The sequence below is a fragment of the Pseudomonas sp. 7P_10.2_Bac1 genome, from assembly GCF_025465935.1.
GTDB lineage: Bacteria > Pseudomonadota > Gammaproteobacteria > Pseudomonadales > Pseudomonadaceae > Aquipseudomonas.
Map to the genome: position 1 here is coordinate 21,763 of NZ_JANLNV010000082.1, position 17,667 is coordinate 39,429.

A 17,667-nucleotide genomic window follows, 5' to 3' on the forward strand; every position below is an offset into this window, starting at 1 on the left:
CAGTGGCGTCGGCAAGGCCGCTTAAGACGAGCGCCTGAAGGCCTGCTCGGCACCGGACAGCGATATGGCAATGTGGTCCAGGAGCTTTTCTGCCGAGTATTTCGGGCTCAAACTGCATACCAGCACCACAACCAAGCCCATGGCCAGCGCCGGGCGAGGGATTTTGCCGATGGGGTGATGGCTCAGCAGCATCAGGAACACGCCCGCCGAGATTGTCCCTACCAGCGCGCCCGCAATCGCTTCAGCCAATGGGTGGATGGTATGGCCGATGTAGTTGATGCTGAACCACCAGGTCAGCACGACCCCAATCCCGAATGCAGGCCAGCGCAGGCGTGGATGAATCTGTTGGCACAACAGGCTCAACATCACGGTGAAGACCAGGCAGGAGTTGGTTGCATGGCCGCTGAACACCGCTATGTCGAGTCCGTGGAATCCGATTCCCCAACCTTTGAACAGGATTTTGGTCACGCCTACGATGAAGTAGGCGCACAGCAATACGCCCAACCACAAGCAGGCAATTTTTTTTGAGGCAGCAGCCCATAGCCACGCTGCGATTACCAGCGCGGCAGGGAACATCACACTGATCCCAGCGAATTGTACGAACTGAAGTTTTGCGTCCACATTTCCCTCGTAGGGCGACAAATTGCGCAGGGCAACACCGATTGCTGGTGTTGCCCTTATCAGGGTTACTGATGAAGTTGAGTTATGCGACTGCCTGTTTGCGGCTGAAAAGGGCTGTCACGGCATAGCCAATCAATGCGGCAAGGATCGAGCCGGTCAAGATACCCATGCGGTCCATGCCGACGTAATCGCTGCTGCCGGGCACAAAAGCTAGCGAACCGACGAACAGACTCATGGTAAAGCCGATGCCGCAGAGAATCGCCACCCCGAACACCTGGCCCCAGTTGGCGCCTGTGGGCAGTGCTGCGAGGCCCGCTTTGATGGCGATCCAGGTCAGGCCAAACACACCCACGGTTTTACCGATCAACAAGCCAGCGGCAATTCCCATCGGTACGTGGTGGGTGAAACTGTGCAGGTTGACACCTGTGAGCGAAACGCCAGCGTTGGCGAAGGCGAACAGCGGCAGAATCCCGTAGGCGACCCACGGATGAAGGGCATGCTCGATGGTTAGTAACGGCGACGTTTCGGCGTTTTTGGTACGCAGCGGGATGCAGAACGCCAGGGTCACGCCAGCCAGCGTGGCATGTACACCGCTCTTGAGCACGCAGACCCAGAGGATCAGACCGATGATCATGTAGGGTGCGATCTTGATCACGCCCATGCGGTTCATCACGATCAAGGCGATCAGGCAGGCCGCAGCCAGCAGTAAGGAAACGCCTGACAGTTCACTGGAGTAAAACACCGCAATTACGATGATCGCCCCCAGATCGTCAATGATCGCCAGTGTCATCAGAAAGAGCTTGAGTGATACCGGTACCCGCTTGCCCAACAAGGCCAGTACGCCCAGGGCAAAGGCAATGTCGGTGGCCATGGGAATCGCCCAGCCGTCCAGCGCGTCCGGATAGTCTTTGTTGAGGAACCAGTAAATGAGTGCCGGTACGACCATCCCGCCAATGGCGGCGGCGCCTGGCAACACGACCTGTGAGGGTTTGGACAGGTGGCCTTCTAGCAGCTCGCGCTTGACCTCCAGGCCAATCAGGAGAAAGAACAGGGCCATCAGCCCGTCGTTGATCCACAGCAGCGAAGGTTTGGCAATTTGCAGGGCGCCGATCTGCACGGCGACCGGCACATCAAGAAAGGCCGTGTAGTAGTGGGACAGCGGTGAGTTGTTGATGATCAACGCCAGAGCCGCAGCTGCAATCAACAGCAGCCCGCTGGCAGCTTCCATCTGAAAGAAACGAGTGAAAGTGCTACGCAGAGGCAAGGTGGCTCTCCAACGAATGGATATTAGGTGCGACACCCTAACCTGTGCGGATAGTTGTTAAAACAAAAACTATATTCTTTTTTGTTATAAGTGGCCGCTTGATCTCGCGCTGCACACGAGACTATCAGTCATGTATCAAAATGAGTCAGGAAACAGCGATCGATGCTGTAGGAAAGGTCTTGCTGGAGCGAGGCTGGTGGTCGTTTAAACGGTCAAAAACCGTGACGCACGCTCGCTCCAGCAGAGCAGGGAGGTGTTACGCCTCGAGGCCGAGGATGTCGCGTGCTACGGCTTCGGCGATGCGGATACCATCTACGCCGGCCGACATGATGCCGCCTGCATAACCTGCCCCTTCACCGGCCGGGAACAGACCTTTGACGTTAAGGCTTTGCATCGACGCGTCGCGAGTGATGCGCAGTGGTGACGATGTGCGGGTCTCGATACCAGTCAGTACCGCGTCGTGCATCGAGAAACCCCGAATCTGCTTCTCGAACGCAGGCAGCGCTTCGCGTATGGCGTCAATGGCATAAGCGGGAAGGGCCAGCGCCAGATCGCCCAGTGCCACACCAGGTTTGTAGGACGGTTCAACTGTACCCAGCGCCGTGGACGGCTTGCCAGCAATAAAGTCGCCGACCAACTGTGCGGGTGCTTCGTAGTTGCTGCCGCCCAGCACATAGGCGTGGGCTTCCAGGCGTTCCTGCAACTCGATGCCAGCCAGTGGGCCTCCCGGGTAGTCTTCAGGGGTAATACCGACCACGATCCCGGAGTTGGCATTGCGTTCGTTACGCGAATACTGGCTCATGCCATTGGTGACCACGCGCCCTGGCTCGCTGGTCGCGGCTACCACAGTACCGCCCGGGCACATGCAGAAGCTGTAGACCGAACGACCGTTTTTGGCGTGATGCACCAGTTTGTAGTCGGCAGCGCCGAGTTTCGGGTGGCCTGCGTATTTGCCCAGGCGTGCGCTGTCGATCAGTGATTGCGGGTGTTCGATACGGAAGCCGACCGAGAAGGGCTTGGCTTCCATGTACACGCCACGGCCATGCAGCATGCGGAAGGTGTCGCGGGCGCTATGGCCCAGAGCCATGATCACGTGACGGGCCTTCAGTTGTTCGCCGTCAGCCAATACCACGCCGGTCAGTTGTCCGTCTTCAATCAGCACGTCAGTCACGCGCTGTTGAAAACGCACTTCACCACCCAGCGCGATAATCTGCTGGCGCATGTTTTCAACCACGCCGGTCAAGCGGAATGTGCCGATGTGTGGCTTGCTGACGTAAAGAATCTCTTCGGGAGCGCCGGCTTTGACAAACTCGTGCAGCACTTTGCGACCGTGGTGTTTCGGGTCCTTGATCTGGCTGTAAAGTTTGCCGTCGGAGAACGTCCCCGCTCCGCCTTCACCGAACTGCACGTTGGACTCTGGGTTGAGGACGTTTTTACGCCACAGGCCCCAGGTATCTTTGGTGCGCTGACGCACTTCGGTGCCGCGCTCCAGAATGATCGGTTTGAACCCCATCTGGGCCAGGAGCAGACCGGCGAAAATCCCGCAGGGGCCAAAACCCACCACAATCGGGCGTTCGCTCAAATCCTCAGGGGCCTGGCCTACCACTTTGTAGCTGACATCGGGTGCCGGGTTGACGTTACGGTCATCGGCGAACGTGCGCAGCAGCGCGGCTTCATCACGCACATTCAGGTCAATGGTGTAGATGAAGCACAATTCGGAGGATTTTTTACGCGCGTCGTAGCTGCGCTTGAACAAGGTGAAATCGAGCAAATCATCGCTAGCGATGCCCAGGCGCTGCACGATAGCGGCGCGCAGGTCTTCTTCGGGATGGTCGATTGGCAACTTGAGTTCGGTGATTCGTAACATGACGGAGTCCAGTTTCGGGGCCAGGTAAACCCCGGCAGCCTTAAGCGAGCCGGGGATTATATGCGCCTTCGAGCCGGAGGGTCAGGCTAAAACAGCAAACTCTGGTGACAGTTGTCGATTAGTCGTTTCGAGCGCCCCCGAAATAGCCGCACCCGCGTTGAACCTGGCCATTGACCCTGAGTTCGGCGGCCAAGTGTTGCACGCTGCCATTGGCGCTGTCGGTGCAGCGTTGCGGCGCGACCCACAGTTCTATGTGCTGGTTATTGGCTTCAGTGGACAGGTAGAAGCGGCCATCACCGACTTGTTCTTCAACATAAGGCAATGCCAGGTCTTGCTGGCCCTCACGTATCAGAACCAGGCCCTTGCCACCCGCCTGTACTTCCCATGCGGGGGCATTGCCGTTGGCATGGACGGTCTGTTGCTTGAAGTTGGGGTCATTGCACGCTGAACTGCTGCGCTCGAGGCGGTACACCTGCTGCAGCTTTACTTCACCGGTGCTGTCAGGGGTTTTTGCGCTGACGAAACTACCGCGAATGTCGGCGAACAGTTTGCCGGGCTTGTCGGGCATATCCGTTGCGTCTTGTACCAGCGTGGTGGTGGCGCCGTCGCTGATGACGTAGCGCTGTTGACCCACGCACGGTTGGAAAATCAGTTGGCCATTATCCGTCACCAATTCGCCTTGCAGGCGGCTCAGGCCGGCGGTGTTATCAACCGGTTTGCTGTTAAACATCTGGCAGCCGGCAAAGACGGGCAACAGGGCGACGAGAACTAAGGAACGGGCAGTAGGCATTATTGGGTCTCCTGACTAATGCCGCCACGTTACTCAGGCTCGACGTGCATCACAAGGGGCGTCATTGCAACCGGTGGATCGGGCTTGCTGGTGCCGCGAGCATGCCCGCTCCCAAAGTTGGCAATGTAGGTTTAGCCCACCAGATATGTCTGCCCGGTGTGCAGGCCTTCGACGCTTTTCGCGTAAGCCAGGGCGACATCGGCGGCGGCAACAGGTTTGAATCCGCGGAAATACGGTGCGTATTTGTCCATGGCTTCTGCCAGTACGGTAGGGCTGACGGAGTTAACGCGCAGGCCTCGTGGCAGTTCAATTGCCGCCGCCCGAACAAAGCCGTCTATCGCGGCATTGACCAGTGCTGCCGAGCTGCCCGTGCGGATGGGCTCGCGGTTGATGACACCGCTGGTGAAGGTAAACGAGGCTCCGTCGTTGGCGAACTCGCGGCCGATCAGCAACAGATTGACCTGCCCCATCAACTTGTCCTGCAAGCCCAGGGCAAAGTCTTTCTCAGTCATGTCGGCCAGCGGCACGAAGTTCACATTGCCCGCTGCGCAAATCAGCGCATCGAAACGGCCGGTTTTTTCAAACAGGGCGCGAATCGACGCGCTGTCGCTGATATCAACCTGAAAATCACCGCTTTTGCGTCCAATACGCACGATCTCATGGCGCGCGGACAGCTCGCGATCAATGGCAGAACCTACTGTGCCGTTAGCACCGATCAACAGAATTTTCATCACAAAGCCCTTGGGTGAGGAAGTGTGAACTCAGTCTAGTCTTGGTTTTTGGGTGCGATAAGCGCACTAATAGGCAACCTTTGGTTTTCATATGGAAACAATCCATGAGTGAAATGGATGACTTGGCGGCGTTTGCCGTGCTGATCAATGCGGGGAGCTTTACCTTGGCTGCCCAGCAATTGGGTTGCAGTAAAGGGCAGTTGTCCAAGCGCATCAGCCAATTGGAGGCACAGTACGCGGTGGTCTTGCTGCATCGCACCACGCGGCGCTTGAGCCTGACCGCAGCGGGCGCGGCGTTATTGCCGCAAGCACAAGCGCTGGTGGTGCAAGTCGAGCGGGCGCATCAGGCGCTGGCGCGGCTCAAGGACGACATGGCCGGGCCTGTGCGGCTGACGGTGCCGGTTTCGCTGGGAGAAACCTTTTTCGACGCCTTGCTGCTGGAGTTTTCCCGTGAATATCCCTTGATACAGATCGAGCTGGAATTAAATAACAGCTACCGCGATTTGATGCGCGAAGGGTTTGATCTGGCGATTCGTTCGCAAGTCGGCAGCCATGAGCGATTGGTTGCCAAGTCCGTACTGATCTGGCACGAAATGACCTGTGCCAGCCCGGCGTACCTTGAACAGTACGGTGAGCCCACAACCCCGGCGCAGTTGGCCGAGCACCGCTGCCTGCTCAACAGTCACTATGCCGGTCGTGAAGAGTGGCAATACCACCAGCAGCATGAGCTGCATCGGGTGAGGGTTTCTGGGCTTTTTGCCAGTAATCATTACAGCCTGCTGAAAAAGGCCGCCGTGATTGGTGCCGGTATTGCGCGGTTGCCGTCTTACATGCTTCATGAGGAACTGGCTGACGGGCGCTTGCGACAGGTATTGCTTGGGTATCAGACACGTAGCAACCCAATGTACCTGGTACATCCCTATGAGGGCGGCTTGCCCAAGCGCACCCAAGTGTTGGCGGATTATCTGGTGCAGTGGTTCCAGCGCGGCGAGCAAAGCTCGGTAACGGTTACAGGGGACGGCAGCGCGATCGTCTAGCTGCTGACGACGGTGCGATGCGGGCTGCAGGAAGCAGCCCCTCGTAACCTTGCGGTGCACAGGGCGCAGCGGAATCTACAGGTACATGAAAAACGGCCCCGAAGGGCCGTTTTGTTTTTCTGGCGAACTTAGCCGCCGAGGTACGCGTCGCGAACTTTTGGATCGTTGAGCAATTGCTCGCCAGTGCCTTGCATCACCACTCGGCCATTTTCCAGTACGTAGGCGCGGTCAGCGATTTTGAGCGCCTGGTTGGCGTTCTGCTCGACCAGGAACACGGTCACACCCTCATCGCGCAGTTGTTCGATGATGTCGAATATCTGCTGAATGATGATGGGCGCCAGCCCCAGTGACGGCTCATCAAGCAATAGCAACTTGGGCTTGCTCATCAGCGCCCGGCCAATGGCGAGCATTTGCTGCTCGCCACCGGACATGGTGCCACCACGTTGCGTGAAGCGCTCTTTGAGACGCGGAAACAGGTGCAAGACCTTGTCGATCTGCTCCTGATAATCGTGCTTTTCAGTAAAGAATCCGCCCATGGCGAGGTTCTCTTCTACGGTCAGACGAGCAAACACCCGACGACCTTCTGGCACAACTGCAATGCTCTTGCGCATGATCTGCGCCGAGGTCAGGCCCACCAGCTCTTCACCCATGTAGCGAATACTGCCGCTATGGGCTTGTGGGGAACCGCACAGGGTCATCATCAGGGTGGATTTGCCAGCGCCGTTGGCGCCGATCAAGGTCACGATTTCACCCTGGCGCACTTCGACGTTGACGCTGTGCAGCGCCTGGATCTTGCCATAGAAGGTCGAGACGTTTTCAAACTGCAGCATTTACGCTTCCCCCAAATAGGCTTTGATCACGTCAGGGTTGTCGCGGATTTGCTCCGGGGTCCCGTCGGCCAAAGGTGTGCCCTGGTTGATCACCACGATATGGTCGGAAATGCTCATGACCAGTTTCATGTCGTGCTCAATCAGCAACACCGTGACGTTATGCTCGTTGCGCAACACGCTGATGAGCATCTTGAGGTCTTCGGTCTCCTTGGGGTTGAGCCCCGCCGCTGGCTCGTCGAGCATGAGCAGACGCGGGCGCGTCATCATGCAGCGGGCAATTTCCAGTCGGCGTTGCTGACCGTAGGCCAGGGTGCCCGCCGGGCGGTTGGCGAATTCGGTCAGGTTGACCTTGTCCAGCCAGTACGCGGCAAATTCCATGGCCTCGCGTTCGCTTTTACGGAACGCCGGGGTCTTGAACAGACCCGACAGGAAGTTGGTGTTGAGGTGACGATGCTGAGCGATCAGCAGGTTTTCGACGGCGGTCATGTCCTTGAACAAGCGCACGTTCTGGAAGGTGCGCACTACGCCCTTGCGAGCGATTTCATGGCCAGTCAGCCCCTGGATCGGCTCGCCGTCCAGCAGGATGGTGCCTGCCGACGGCTTATAGAAGCCTGTGAGGCAGTTGAACACGGTGGTTTTACCGGCACCGTTAGGGCCGATCATCGATACCACTTGTTTTTCCTTGACGGTCAGGGCTACGCCGTTCACCGCCAACAAGCCGCCAAAGCGCATGCTCAGGCCGCTGACTTTCAGTAACTCGCGGCTCATTTTCGCAGCTCCAGGTGAGGACGTTGCATAGGCAGCAGACCTTGCGGCCGCCAGATCATCATCACGACCATCAGGGCGCCGAACAGCAGCATCCGGTACTCACTGAAGTCACGCATCAGTTCAGGCAACAGAATCATCACCACCGCCGCCAGAATTACGCCCAGTTGCGAGCCCATGCCGCCCAGGACCACGATCGCCAGAATGATCGCCGACTCCAGGAAGGTGAACGATTCCGGGGTCACCAGGCCTTGGCGAGCGGCAAAGAAGCTGCCTGCGAAACCGGCAAAGGTAGCGCCCAGGGTGAACGCCGACAGTTTGATAACGGTAGGATTCAAGCCCAGTGCGCGGCAGGCGATTTCGTCTTCACGCAGGGCTTCCCACGCGCGACCAATTGGCATGCGCAGCAAGCGGTTGATCACGAAAAGTACGATCAGCACCAGCACCAGCGCGATCAGGTACAGGAAGATGACCTTGTTGATCGAGTTGTAGGCGATACCGAAATATTCGTGGAAGGTCTGCATGCCCTCGGCGGCGGTCCGGTCGAAGCTCAGGCCAAAGAGGGTCGGTTTTGGAATGTTGCTGATGCCGTTCGGCCCACCGGTGATGTCCGTCAGGTTACGCAGGAACAAACGGATGATTTCACCAAAGCCCAGGGTCACGATAGCCAGGTAGTCGCCACGCAAGCGCAGCACCGGGAACCCCAGCAGGAAACCAAAGGTTGCGGCCATCAACCCCGCCAATGGCAGGCATACCCAGAAGCTCAGGCCGAAGTAATGCGCCAGCAGTGCATAGGTGTAGGCACCGACGGCGTAGAACCCTACATACCCCAGATCCAGAAGGCCAGCCAGGCCGACCACGATGTTAAGGCCAAGGCCCAGCATCACGTAGATAAGGATCAAAGTGGCGATGTCGACAGCGCCTCGTGATCCATAGAACGGCCAGACCAGTGCAACGACGACCAATCCCAGAATGATCCAGCGTTGGGTGCTGGGCAGAGTCAGGAAGTTAGTCGCTTTGGTGGGGACTTTCGGCAGGCTCGGTGACGCACGCCAGGCGGCGCTCAGTTGATGGTGGAACAGCACGCGCAAAAACATCAGCACAGAGCAGATCGCAATCACGCTCAGGGTAAAGGTGCTGGTGTTGTGAACTTCAATGTTGATTCCGACGATGGTCAGTTTCAACCCGAGTACCGGGTAGGCGACGGCCCAGACCAACAGGGCGCTGAAGAGCGCCGCTTTAAGATTCCTGATCATACTTTTTCAATCTCCGGACGTCCCAGAATGCCGGTCGGACGGAACAGCAGTACCAATACGAGCAAGCTGAAAGCCACTACGTCTTTGTACTGGTCGCCGAAAATGTCAGCACCAAAGGCTTCAGCCACACCAAGCACCAGGCCGCCGAGCATGGCGCCGGGAATACTGCCAATCCCGCCCAATACTGCAGCCGTAAAGGCTTTAAGCCCTACCAGGAACCCTGAACCGGGGTTGATCACGCCGTATTGCACGCTGATCAGAACAGCAGCAACGGCTGCCAGGGCTGCGCCAATCACGAAGGTCAAGGCGATCACGTTGTTGGTGTTGATACCCAGCAGGTTGGCCATCTTCATGTCTTCGGCACAGGCGCGGCAGGCGCGGCCCAAGCGTGAACGGGAGATGAACAGGGTCAGGCCGAGCATGGCCACCAGAGTGACGACGAAGACCACGATTTGCATGTAGGAGATGACAACTTCGCTCGCACCGCCTGGACCGAAGCTGAAGCCGCCCGGGATCAGGTTGGGGATCGATTTGTCTTTTGAGTCCTGGGACAGGAGCACCATGTTTTGCAGGAAGATCGACATGCCGATGGCAGAGATCAAGGGGATCAAGCGATTGCTGCCACGCAAGGGACGGTAAGCGACCCGTTCAATGCTGTAGCCGTAGGAACTGGTCACTACGATGCTCGCGATAAATGCACCGGTCAGCAGCAATGGCACGCTGTCCAGGCCCATCATGGTCAAACCGGCGATGGCGATAAACGCGATGTAGGAACCAATCATGTACACCTCGCCATGGGCGAAGTTGATCATTCCAATAATGCCGTAAACCATCGTATAGCCGATGGCGATCAGGGCATACGTGCTGCCAACGTTGAGGCCGTTAACCAGCATTTGGAAGAAGTGATAGATGTCAGGCATTACAAGCTCCTAAAAACCTGAGACGCATTTCACTGGTGGAGTCATTTTCCGGCCTGCTTCTTACGGTTTTTTCAGCCGTTTGAGCACAGGTCTTTTGCCAGCGAACCGCTGGTGACGGTTTTAAAGATTTTCAGGTGGGGAGACTTCCGGATCACGAAAGCGCGGCCCAATTTCTGTGGGCCTACGGCCCGTAAAACAAAGCCCACCGTTCGCGCAGTGGGCTTTGTAGTCAGATCAAGAACCGACCCTTATTGAGGGCTTACTTCAGTTTTAGGTTTGCCGAAGTGCCATTCGTAGACCACGAACTTAAAGTTCTTCAGGTCGCCTTTGTCATCAAAAGCCAGGTCGCCCATTGGGGTTTTGAATGTCCCGCTGTGGATCGCTTCTGAAACCTTTGTGGTGTCTTCGGTTTTCGCCTGTTCGATACCTTGGGCGATCACTTCAACAGCGGTATAGGACGGGAACACGAACGGGCCAGTAGGGTCTTTCTTGTCGGCGACGAACTTGGCAACCAGTTCCTTGTTCTCAGGCTGTTGGTCGAATGCTTGTGGCAGGGTAACCAGCAGGCCTTCGGAGGCACCTTGAGCGATTTGCGAGATGGAATCGTTACCCACGCCTTCCGGACCCATGAACTTGGCTTTCAGGCCTTTTTCTTGAGCCTGGCGCAAGATCAGGCCCAGCTCTGGGTGGTAGCCGCCGTAGTAGACGAAATCTACGTCATCTTTCTTGAGCTTGGCGATGATGGCCGCGAAGTCTTTATCACCTGCGTTCACGCCTTCAAATACCGCGACTTTGACGCCTTTCTTTTCCAGGGTCTCTTTAACGGCGGTAGCGATGCCTTCACCGTACTGCTGCTTGTCGTGCAGGACAGCGACCACTTTCGGCTTCACGTGATCGGCGATGTAGTTACCCGCTGCCGGGCCTTGGGCACTGTCCAGGCCGATGGTGCGGAAGACGTTCTTGTAGCCACGAGCGGTGATTTCCGGCGCAGTTGCGGCCGGCGTGATCATGATGATGCCTTCGTCTTCGTAGATGTCCGAAGGAGGCTGAGTGGAGCTTGAGCACAGGTGGCCCACAACAAATTTGACGCCGTCGTTGACGATTTTGTTGGCTACGGCAACGGCTTGTTTCGGATCGCAAGCGTCGTCGTATTCTTTGGCTTCAAGCAGGTGCTTGGTGCCGTTTACGTCGACACCGCCTTTGGCGTTGATATCTGCAATAGCTTGTTTGGCGCCAGTGAACTGCATGTCGCCGTACTGGGTCACGGGCCCGGTTTTAGGGCCAGCAATACCGATCTTGATGGTATCTGCAGCAAACGAATGGCTGGCAACCCCGGCCAAAACCATAGCGGCAAACAGTTTAGTAATCTGCTTCTTAGCCATCTTTATTGGTGCTCCACTCTTCTGTTGTAATTTTTATAGTCCTGGAAGCCAAGGCAGCCGGACCGGGTTTTTTCTGAGCGAAATTCCCGACCAATCCCCCCTGCAACTGTACCGGTACAGTGTAGAGCGCCGGTTCAACGCTTGAATAGCGGGCTACCGGGAGAAAAAGCAGGAAATGTCGCTTAAACGAAAGAAAGAGACAAAATAGCGGCGGATTATGTTGTTGATCTATATCGAGATGTTGCCAAGTCAACGGGTAACCCTTTTGCTTTCGCTCTTTGATCGTTTCTATCCCTCTCTTTGGGTTCATCTACCGGGTAGGCGGCGCTATCATTGCGCCGATTTTTTTACCTGGTGGATCCCATGACTCAAGAACCTAGCACCCTCTATGCCAAACTGCTCGGCGAGACCTCAACAATTGAATGGCAGGTGTTGCAACCGTTCTTCGCCAAGGGCGATTTGCTGTGGGTTGACCCCGCACTGGACTTGATCGAGGCCGCAATGGCCGTGACTCAGGATGAAGCAGAGAAAATCAGGGCCTGGATGGACTCCGGGTTGTTTGGAAAGATGACTACAGAGCAGGCGCTAGACGTTCTTGAGCATGCCCCGCAGCTATGGGCCGTGGTGGTTTCGCCATGGGTGCTGGTCCAGAAGAGGGCAGAAAAATAATTGTACGCACCAAATTTGCGCATTCATTGAGCTGAGATTCAGGTGCTGTGGTGTGTAGGCCAGTAACTGCTTACCCAATGATGGCCACTTGCCGTAGAGAAATGCCACAGTCACCATCGTGGCATTTTTTGATCGGTAAACCCGTGCAGCCGATCGTTCTACTGGATTTGGAGAGCTGAATAGCTCGACGTAAAACGATGGGACGTATTGAGCTGCTCCAGCACCCTGGGTAGCGCATCAAGCTCCACCGGGCGGCTGATGAGGTAACCCTGGATGAAGTCACAACCGTAATGGCGCAATAGCTCCAGTTGCTCAGTGGTCTCGACACCTTCGGTCACCACCTGCAACTGCAGGGTGTGGGCCATGACGATGATCGCCTGGACAATCTCCATGTCCTGGCTGGACGTTTGAATGTCTTGGATGAATGAGCGATCGATCTTCAAGGTGTTGAGTGGCAGGCGCTTCAAATAGGCCAGGGAGGAGTAGCCGGTGCCGAAATCGTCTATCGATAAAGACACCCCCAGCGCACGAATCTGACGCAATAGCTGCGAGGTGTTGCTGATGTTGCCCATCAGTGCGTTTTCAGTGACCTCCAGTTCCAGCCGATGTGGGGCGATGTCTGAGGTATATAACGCGCTTTCGATTTCGTCAGCCAGTTCCTCGCGCACCAGGTTAAGCGCTGAGCAATTCACCGCGATCCCCAACTGTTGCCAGCCGAGCCGTGAAAGCGTCGCCAGATCAGTACAGGCCTTGCGCAAGACCCAATGGTCGAGTTGGGCAATCAGCCCGTTGGTCTCGGCGATATTGATAAAGCGATCCGGGCACAGCAGGCCGTGCTCGGGGTGCTCCCAGCGCACCAAGGCTTCGAGCTTGGCGACGCGCCCGTGTTTGAGGTCGACGATGGGTTGGTAATACAGCACCAGCCCGGTGTCTTCGGTTAGTGCATGGCGCAGTTCTTCTTCTATCTGCAGCTCCAGTGAGGCACGAGTTGTCAGGTTGCGGCTAAAAAAATTCAGGCTGTTTCGGCCGTTGCCCTTGGATTGGTAGAGCGCCAGGTCCGCCTGCTTGAGCAACTCGGTTGGGGTGGTCCCGTCGTCCGGGAACACACTGATGCCAATGCTGGTGGTCATGACCATGCGCCTGCCAGCCAGCTCTATGGGGTCCTTGAGCGTGTGCATGATCCGCTTGGCCATGTTTTGTGCTTCGTCGCGCTGGTGAATGTCGATCAGGATGCAGAACTCATCACCGCCAAATCGCGCAACGACATCTTCATGGCCTCGCGCCGTGCCTCTGATGAGGCTGGCGATGTTTTGCAGCAGTTCATCGCCGGCGTCATGGCCCAGGCTGTCATTGATGCGCTTGAAGTGGTCTATGTCGAGAAACAGCACCGCCAGTTTGTTGTTATTAGCGGTAGCGTCAGCGAGTTTTTCAGCAAAGATCTGGTTGAAGCCGCGCCGATTGATCAGGTTGGTCAGCGGGTCGTAATGCGCCACTTGCTGCAAAAACATCCGCGCCTCATCGAGTTGGCTGAGCAGGGCGTTGACCCGTGCCAGGTCCTGCTCTTTTTGCTGCAATTTCTTATCGACCAGTGCCGCGCTGATGCTGCTGCCAATCAATAGCAGCGTAATCACGGCGACCATCAGGGCCAGTTGCCAGTGATTGGTCTCGATGTACGCCTGGCTGCCTGCATCCAGCGGTGAAAAACTATGCAGTGCCCACATGCCGATAAAGTGCACGCTGAGAATGGCGGTGCCTGCGGTGCAACTGATGGCGTATTTGAACAGTTGGTGAACTACACCCTGGGTTGAGCGTAGTGCGATGGCCATAAGCAACGCCCAGTAACTGCCCCCGACAGCCAGTACCAGGGAGAGGGCAACCCCGATGGGGTCATATTGCTGATGGCTGTAGGTGTGCATGGCCGACATGCCGCTGTAATGCATGCCGCCTATTCCAAGGCCAAATATCAACGCCGCCAGCATCATGCGGGCGCGTGAAAGCGAGGGCTGATTGAGCAGGTACATGGCAAGCAGAGCGCTGACCCACATGATCAGCAGCGAGCCTATGGTGATGACCAGGTTGTAATGGACTTCAATGGATGACTCAAAGGCCAGCATGCTGATGAAATGCATGGCCCAAATGCCACCAGCCAGGCAGCTAGCCCCGAGCCAGCGCCAAAGCGTCTTGGCGGTTGTTTTTTCGGCGTTGCAAGCGCGTTCAACCATCTGCAGCGTGGCCAGACTTGCCGCACAAGCGACCAGCCAAGCAATCAATACCAAGTAAAGGTTATGACTGCTGTGCAGTATTTGTTGGCTATGTTCTACATGTTTGCCGAGAAACTGCCATTCGAACCAATCCATTACGGCCCTCGGCGCTGAGTCCAAGTTTGCTAGTCAGCAGGTGCTAACGTGTTTTCAGTGTAGAGGGTGGGATAAGGCGGGGGAGGGTGGTAGCTATATGATGCCAATCATTTTGCAATAAAAAATGGGCTATTTATTACAGTAAGGGAATGAATGGTCTGTAGGAGCGAGCTTGCCTCGCGATCTTTTAAAGATCAAAAGATCACAAGCAAGCTCGCTCCCGCAGAAGGTGGGTTAGCCGGCTACCAGTACGCGAATCGCTTCAAGGCGCAGCGCGGCTTTTTCAAGCATGGCCAGGCCTTGTTCACGCTGTTTGCGCAGGGCAACCAACTCGCTGTCACGCACGGTCGGGTTAACCGCTTGCAGCGCTGTCAGACGTGCCAACTCTTCTTCCGTGTCCGCAGCCAAACGGCGTTGTGCTTCGGCCACACGCTCGGCGTGACGCGGGGCGACCTTGGCTTCACCGGCATTGATTTTTGGCGTCAGGTTGTCGCGCTGGGCCTGGATGAATTTGTTGGCGCTGGCGCGTGGAACGCTTTCTAGCTGTTCATTCAGGGTGTCGAAGGCCACGCGTGAAGACAGGTCGTTGCCATTGGCATCGAGCAAGCAACGCAGGGCTGCAGGCGGCAGGTAGCGACCCAACTGCAGGGCGCGCGGGGCAACGGCTTCGCTCACGTAAATCAGCTCGAGCAGTACGGTCCCAGGTTTGAGTGCCTTGTTTTTGATCAATGCCACCGCGGTGTTGCCCATCGAGCCCGAGAGCACCAGGTCCATGCCGCCTTGCACCATCGGGTGTTCCCAGGTGATGAACTGCATGTCTTCGCGCGATAGCGCCTGGCTGCGGTCGTAGGTGATGGTCACGCCTTCGTCGTCACCCAGCGGGAAGCTGGCGTCGAGCATTTTTTCGCTCGGCTTGAGGATCAGGGCGTTTTCGGAATGGTCTTCACTGTCGATGCCGAACGCATTGAACAGGGTTTCCATGTAGATCGGCAGGGTGAATTGATCGTCCTGCTCCAAAATCGCCTCAACCAGCGCTTCACCTTCTCCTGCACCGCCGGAGTTGAGCTCGAGCAAGCGGTCACGGCCGGTGTGCAGCTCTTGCTCCAGACGTTCACGCTCGGCGCGCGCTTCGTCGATCAGGGCTTGCCACTGGTCATCGTCAGTGCCTTCGAGCAACGGCAACAGGCGTGGGCCGAATTGATGTTGCAGGGCGTTACCCGTCGGGCAGGTGTTGAGGAAGGCGTTCAATGCCTCGTGGTACCACTGGAACAGGCGCTCTTGCGGACTGGTTTCCAGATACGGCACGTGAAGCTCAATTACATGCTTCTGGCCGATACGGTCCAGACGGCCGATACGTTGTTCCAGCAGGTCCGGATGGGATGGCAGGTCGAACAGCACCAAGTGATGGGCGAACTGGAAGTTGCGGCCCTCGCTGCCAATTTCCGAGCAGATCAGCACTTGCGCGCCGAACTCTTCATCGGCGAAGTACGCGGCTGCGCGGTCACGCTCAAGAATATTCATGCCTTCGTGGAAGACTGTCGCAGGAATGCCGGAGCGAACGCGCAGGGCGTCTTCCAGGTCCATGGCCGTTTCGGCATGGGCACAGATCACCAGTACTTTGGTGCGTTTGAGCATTTTCAGGGTGTCGGTGAGCCACTCTACGCGAGGGTCAAAGCGCCACCAGCGCTCTTCATCGCTGGCGTCCGGCTGGGCCTGGAAGCTGACTTCCGGGTACAGGTCGGCGTGTTCGCCTACCGGCAGTTCGAGGTATTCGTCTGGGCACGGCAGCGGGTAGGCGTGCAGTTTGCGCTCAGGGAAGCCTTGAATCGCGGCGCGAGTGTTACGGAACAAAACGCGGCCAGTGCCGTGGCGGTCGAGCAGTTCGCGAACCAGGCGCGCGCTGGCTTGAGCATCGCCTTCATTGACGGCTGCCAGCAGCGAGTCGCCCTCTGCGCCAAGGAAGCCGTGAATGGTTGTGTTGGCTTCAGGTGACAGGCGACCTTTGTCCAGCAGTTCCTGCACCGCCTGAGCGACCGGGCGATAGTTTTCGCTTTCGGCGCGGAAGGCGGCCAGATCGTGGAAACGGTTTGGATCGAGCAGGCGTAAACGGGCGAAGTGGCTGTCCTGACCCAGTTGCTCCGGGGTTGCCGTCAGCAGCAGGACACCAGGGATCACGCCAGCCAGTTGCTCAACCAGGCCATACTCAGGGCTGACCTGGTCTTCGTGCCACACCAGGTGGTGAGCCTCGTCGACGACCAGCAGATCCCAGTCAGCAGCGAACAGCGCTTCTTGAGCTTTAGGGTCATCAACCAGCCACTCCAGGGCCACCAGGGCTAACTGGCAGTCTTCAAACGGGTTGCCGGCATCGCTTTCAATGAAGCGTTCTTCGTCAAACAGCGCGACTTCAAGGTTGAAGCGGCGACGCATTTCAACCAGCCATTGGTGTTGCAGGTTTTCCGGGACCACGATCAGCACGCGGCTGGCGCGACCACTGAGCAACTGGCGATGGATCACCAGGCCCGCTTCAATGGTTTTGCCCAGGCCCACTTCGTCGGCCAGCAAAACACGTGGGGCGATGCGGTCAGCGACTTCACGGGCAATGTGCAGTTGGTGGGCAATCGGCTGTGCACGCACGCCACCCAGGCCCCACAGTGGCGATTGCAACTGGCGGCTGGTGTGTTCAAGGGTGTGGTAACGCAGCGCGAACCACGACAGCGGGTCAATTTGCCCGGCAAACAAGCGATCGCTGGCCAGACGGAACTGGATGAAGTTCGACAGCTGGGTTTCTGGCAGCGTTACCAGTTCGTTGCGCTCGTTGAAACCGTGGTAAACCATCAGACCGTTGGCGTCTTCGACTTCGCGAACGGTCATCTTCCAGCCTTCGAAGTGGATGATGGTGTCGCCTGGCGAGAAACGCACGCGCGTGAGTGGGGCGTTGCGCAGCGAATATTGGCGGGTTTCGCCAGTGGCCGGATAGAGCACGGTCAGCAAGCGACCGTCCTGTGCCAGAACGGTGCCTAAGCCTAGCTCAGCTTCGCTGTCACTAATCCAGCGTTGCCCCGGTTGATACTGCTGCGCCATGCTGCCTGACTCCCGCTTTGAAAAAGCCGAGTATATTAACGCAGCAGGGGCCTCAGTCCAAAGGACTCTCACAAAAAGCTGCTTTACTCAAAAGAAG

The 17,667-nt window shown here is 57.2% G+C and carries 14 protein-coding genes; 2 read left to right on the plus strand and 12 right to left on the minus strand.

Annotated features, from left to right (window positions below; all coding sequences use genetic code 11):
* Positions 1–21: 21 nt before the first annotated feature.
* The 5 genes from NTD86_RS17910 to NTD86_RS17930 all read right to left on the minus strand — a co-directional run bounded on the left by NTD86_RS17910 (position 22) and on the right by NTD86_RS17930 (position 5,273).
* Entirely contained in the window at positions 22–621 is a 600-nt protein-coding gene (locus NTD86_RS17910; RefSeq protein WP_262204158.1) for a hypothetical protein, read from the minus strand.
* A gap of 82 nt (positions 622–703) precedes the next feature.
* Positions 704–1,885, minus strand: coding sequence for a Na+/H+ antiporter NhaA (nhaA, locus tag NTD86_RS17915; protein WP_262204160.1), 1,182 nt, complete (start codon positions 1,883–1,885; stop codon positions 704–706).
* 256 nt (positions 1,886–2,141) lie between these two features.
* Positions 2,142–3,752 (minus strand): NAD(P)/FAD-dependent oxidoreductase, encoded by a 1,611-nt coding sequence (locus NTD86_RS17920; protein ID WP_262204161.1) that lies wholly within the window; start codon positions 3,750–3,752, stop codon positions 2,142–2,144.
* Between the two features lie 118 nt (positions 3,753–3,870).
* Positions 3,871–4,542: a COG3650 family protein gene (locus NTD86_RS17925; RefSeq protein ID WP_262204162.1), complete on the minus strand. Its 672-nt coding sequence runs from the start codon at positions 4,540–4,542 to the stop codon at positions 3,871–3,873.
* A gap of 131 nt (positions 4,543–4,673) precedes the next feature.
* Positions 4,674–5,273, minus strand: a complete 600-nt coding sequence (locus NTD86_RS17930) for a short chain dehydrogenase (RefSeq protein WP_262204163.1) — start codon at positions 5,271–5,273, stop codon at positions 4,674–4,676.
* 104 nt (positions 5,274–5,377) lie between these two features.
* Between NTD86_RS17930 and NTD86_RS17935 the strand changes: the two genes are divergently transcribed.
* Positions 5,378–6,310 (plus strand): LysR family transcriptional regulator, encoded by a 933-nt coding sequence (locus NTD86_RS17935; protein WP_262204164.1) that lies wholly within the window; start codon positions 5,378–5,380, stop codon positions 6,308–6,310.
* A gap of 128 nt (positions 6,311–6,438) precedes the next feature.
* Here NTD86_RS17935 and NTD86_RS17940 read toward each other — a convergent pair whose 3' ends face one another.
* From NTD86_RS17940 to NTD86_RS17960, 5 genes are all read right to left on the minus strand, one after another.
* Positions 6,439–7,140 carry an ABC transporter ATP-binding protein gene (locus tag NTD86_RS17940; RefSeq protein ID WP_262204165.1) on the minus strand — a complete coding sequence of 234 codons (702 nt, stop codon included), beginning with the start codon at positions 7,138–7,140 and terminating at the stop codon, positions 6,439–6,441.
* Positions 7,141–7,908: a high-affinity branched-chain amino acid ABC transporter ATP-binding protein LivG gene (livG, locus tag NTD86_RS17945; RefSeq protein WP_262204167.1), complete on the minus strand. Its 768-nt coding sequence runs from the start codon at positions 7,906–7,908 to the stop codon at positions 7,141–7,143.
* Entirely contained in the window at positions 7,905–9,161 is a 1,257-nt protein-coding gene (locus NTD86_RS17950) for a high-affinity branched-chain amino acid ABC transporter permease LivM (RefSeq protein ID WP_262204168.1), read from the minus strand. Before NTD86_RS17950 ends, livG begins: the two co-directional genes overlap by 4 nt.
* Positions 9,158–10,081, minus strand: a complete 924-nt coding sequence (livH, locus tag NTD86_RS17955; RefSeq protein WP_048369467.1) for a high-affinity branched-chain amino acid ABC transporter permease LivH — start codon at positions 10,079–10,081, stop codon at positions 9,158–9,160. The genes NTD86_RS17950 and livH overlap by 4 nt, the downstream gene beginning before the upstream one ends.
* Positions 10,082–10,329: 248 nt before the next feature.
* Complete coding sequence (locus NTD86_RS17960; RefSeq protein WP_315974758.1) at positions 10,330–11,469, minus strand: branched-chain amino acid ABC transporter substrate-binding protein; 1,140 nt, start codon at positions 11,467–11,469, stop codon at positions 10,330–10,332.
* Positions 11,470–11,826: 357 nt separating this feature from the next.
* Between NTD86_RS17960 and NTD86_RS17965 the strand changes: the two genes are divergently transcribed.
* Entirely contained in the window at positions 11,827–12,132 is a 306-nt protein-coding gene (locus tag NTD86_RS17965) for a DUF2288 domain-containing protein (RefSeq protein ID WP_262204172.1), read from the plus strand.
* A gap of 158 nt (positions 12,133–12,290) precedes the next feature.
* Here NTD86_RS17965 and NTD86_RS17970 read toward each other — a convergent pair whose 3' ends face one another.
* Both NTD86_RS17970 and rapA read right to left on the minus strand, forming a co-directional pair.
* On the minus strand, positions 12,291–14,489 hold the full coding sequence (locus tag NTD86_RS17970) for a putative bifunctional diguanylate cyclase/phosphodiesterase (protein ID WP_262204173.1): 2,199 nt from the start codon (positions 14,487–14,489) through the stop codon (positions 12,291–12,293).
* A gap of 234 nt (positions 14,490–14,723) precedes the next feature.
* Positions 14,724–17,570: an RNA polymerase-associated protein RapA gene (gene rapA / locus NTD86_RS17975; protein ID WP_262204175.1), complete on the minus strand. Its 2,847-nt coding sequence runs from the start codon at positions 17,568–17,570 to the stop codon at positions 14,724–14,726.
* Positions 17,571–17,667 lie beyond the last annotated feature (97 nt).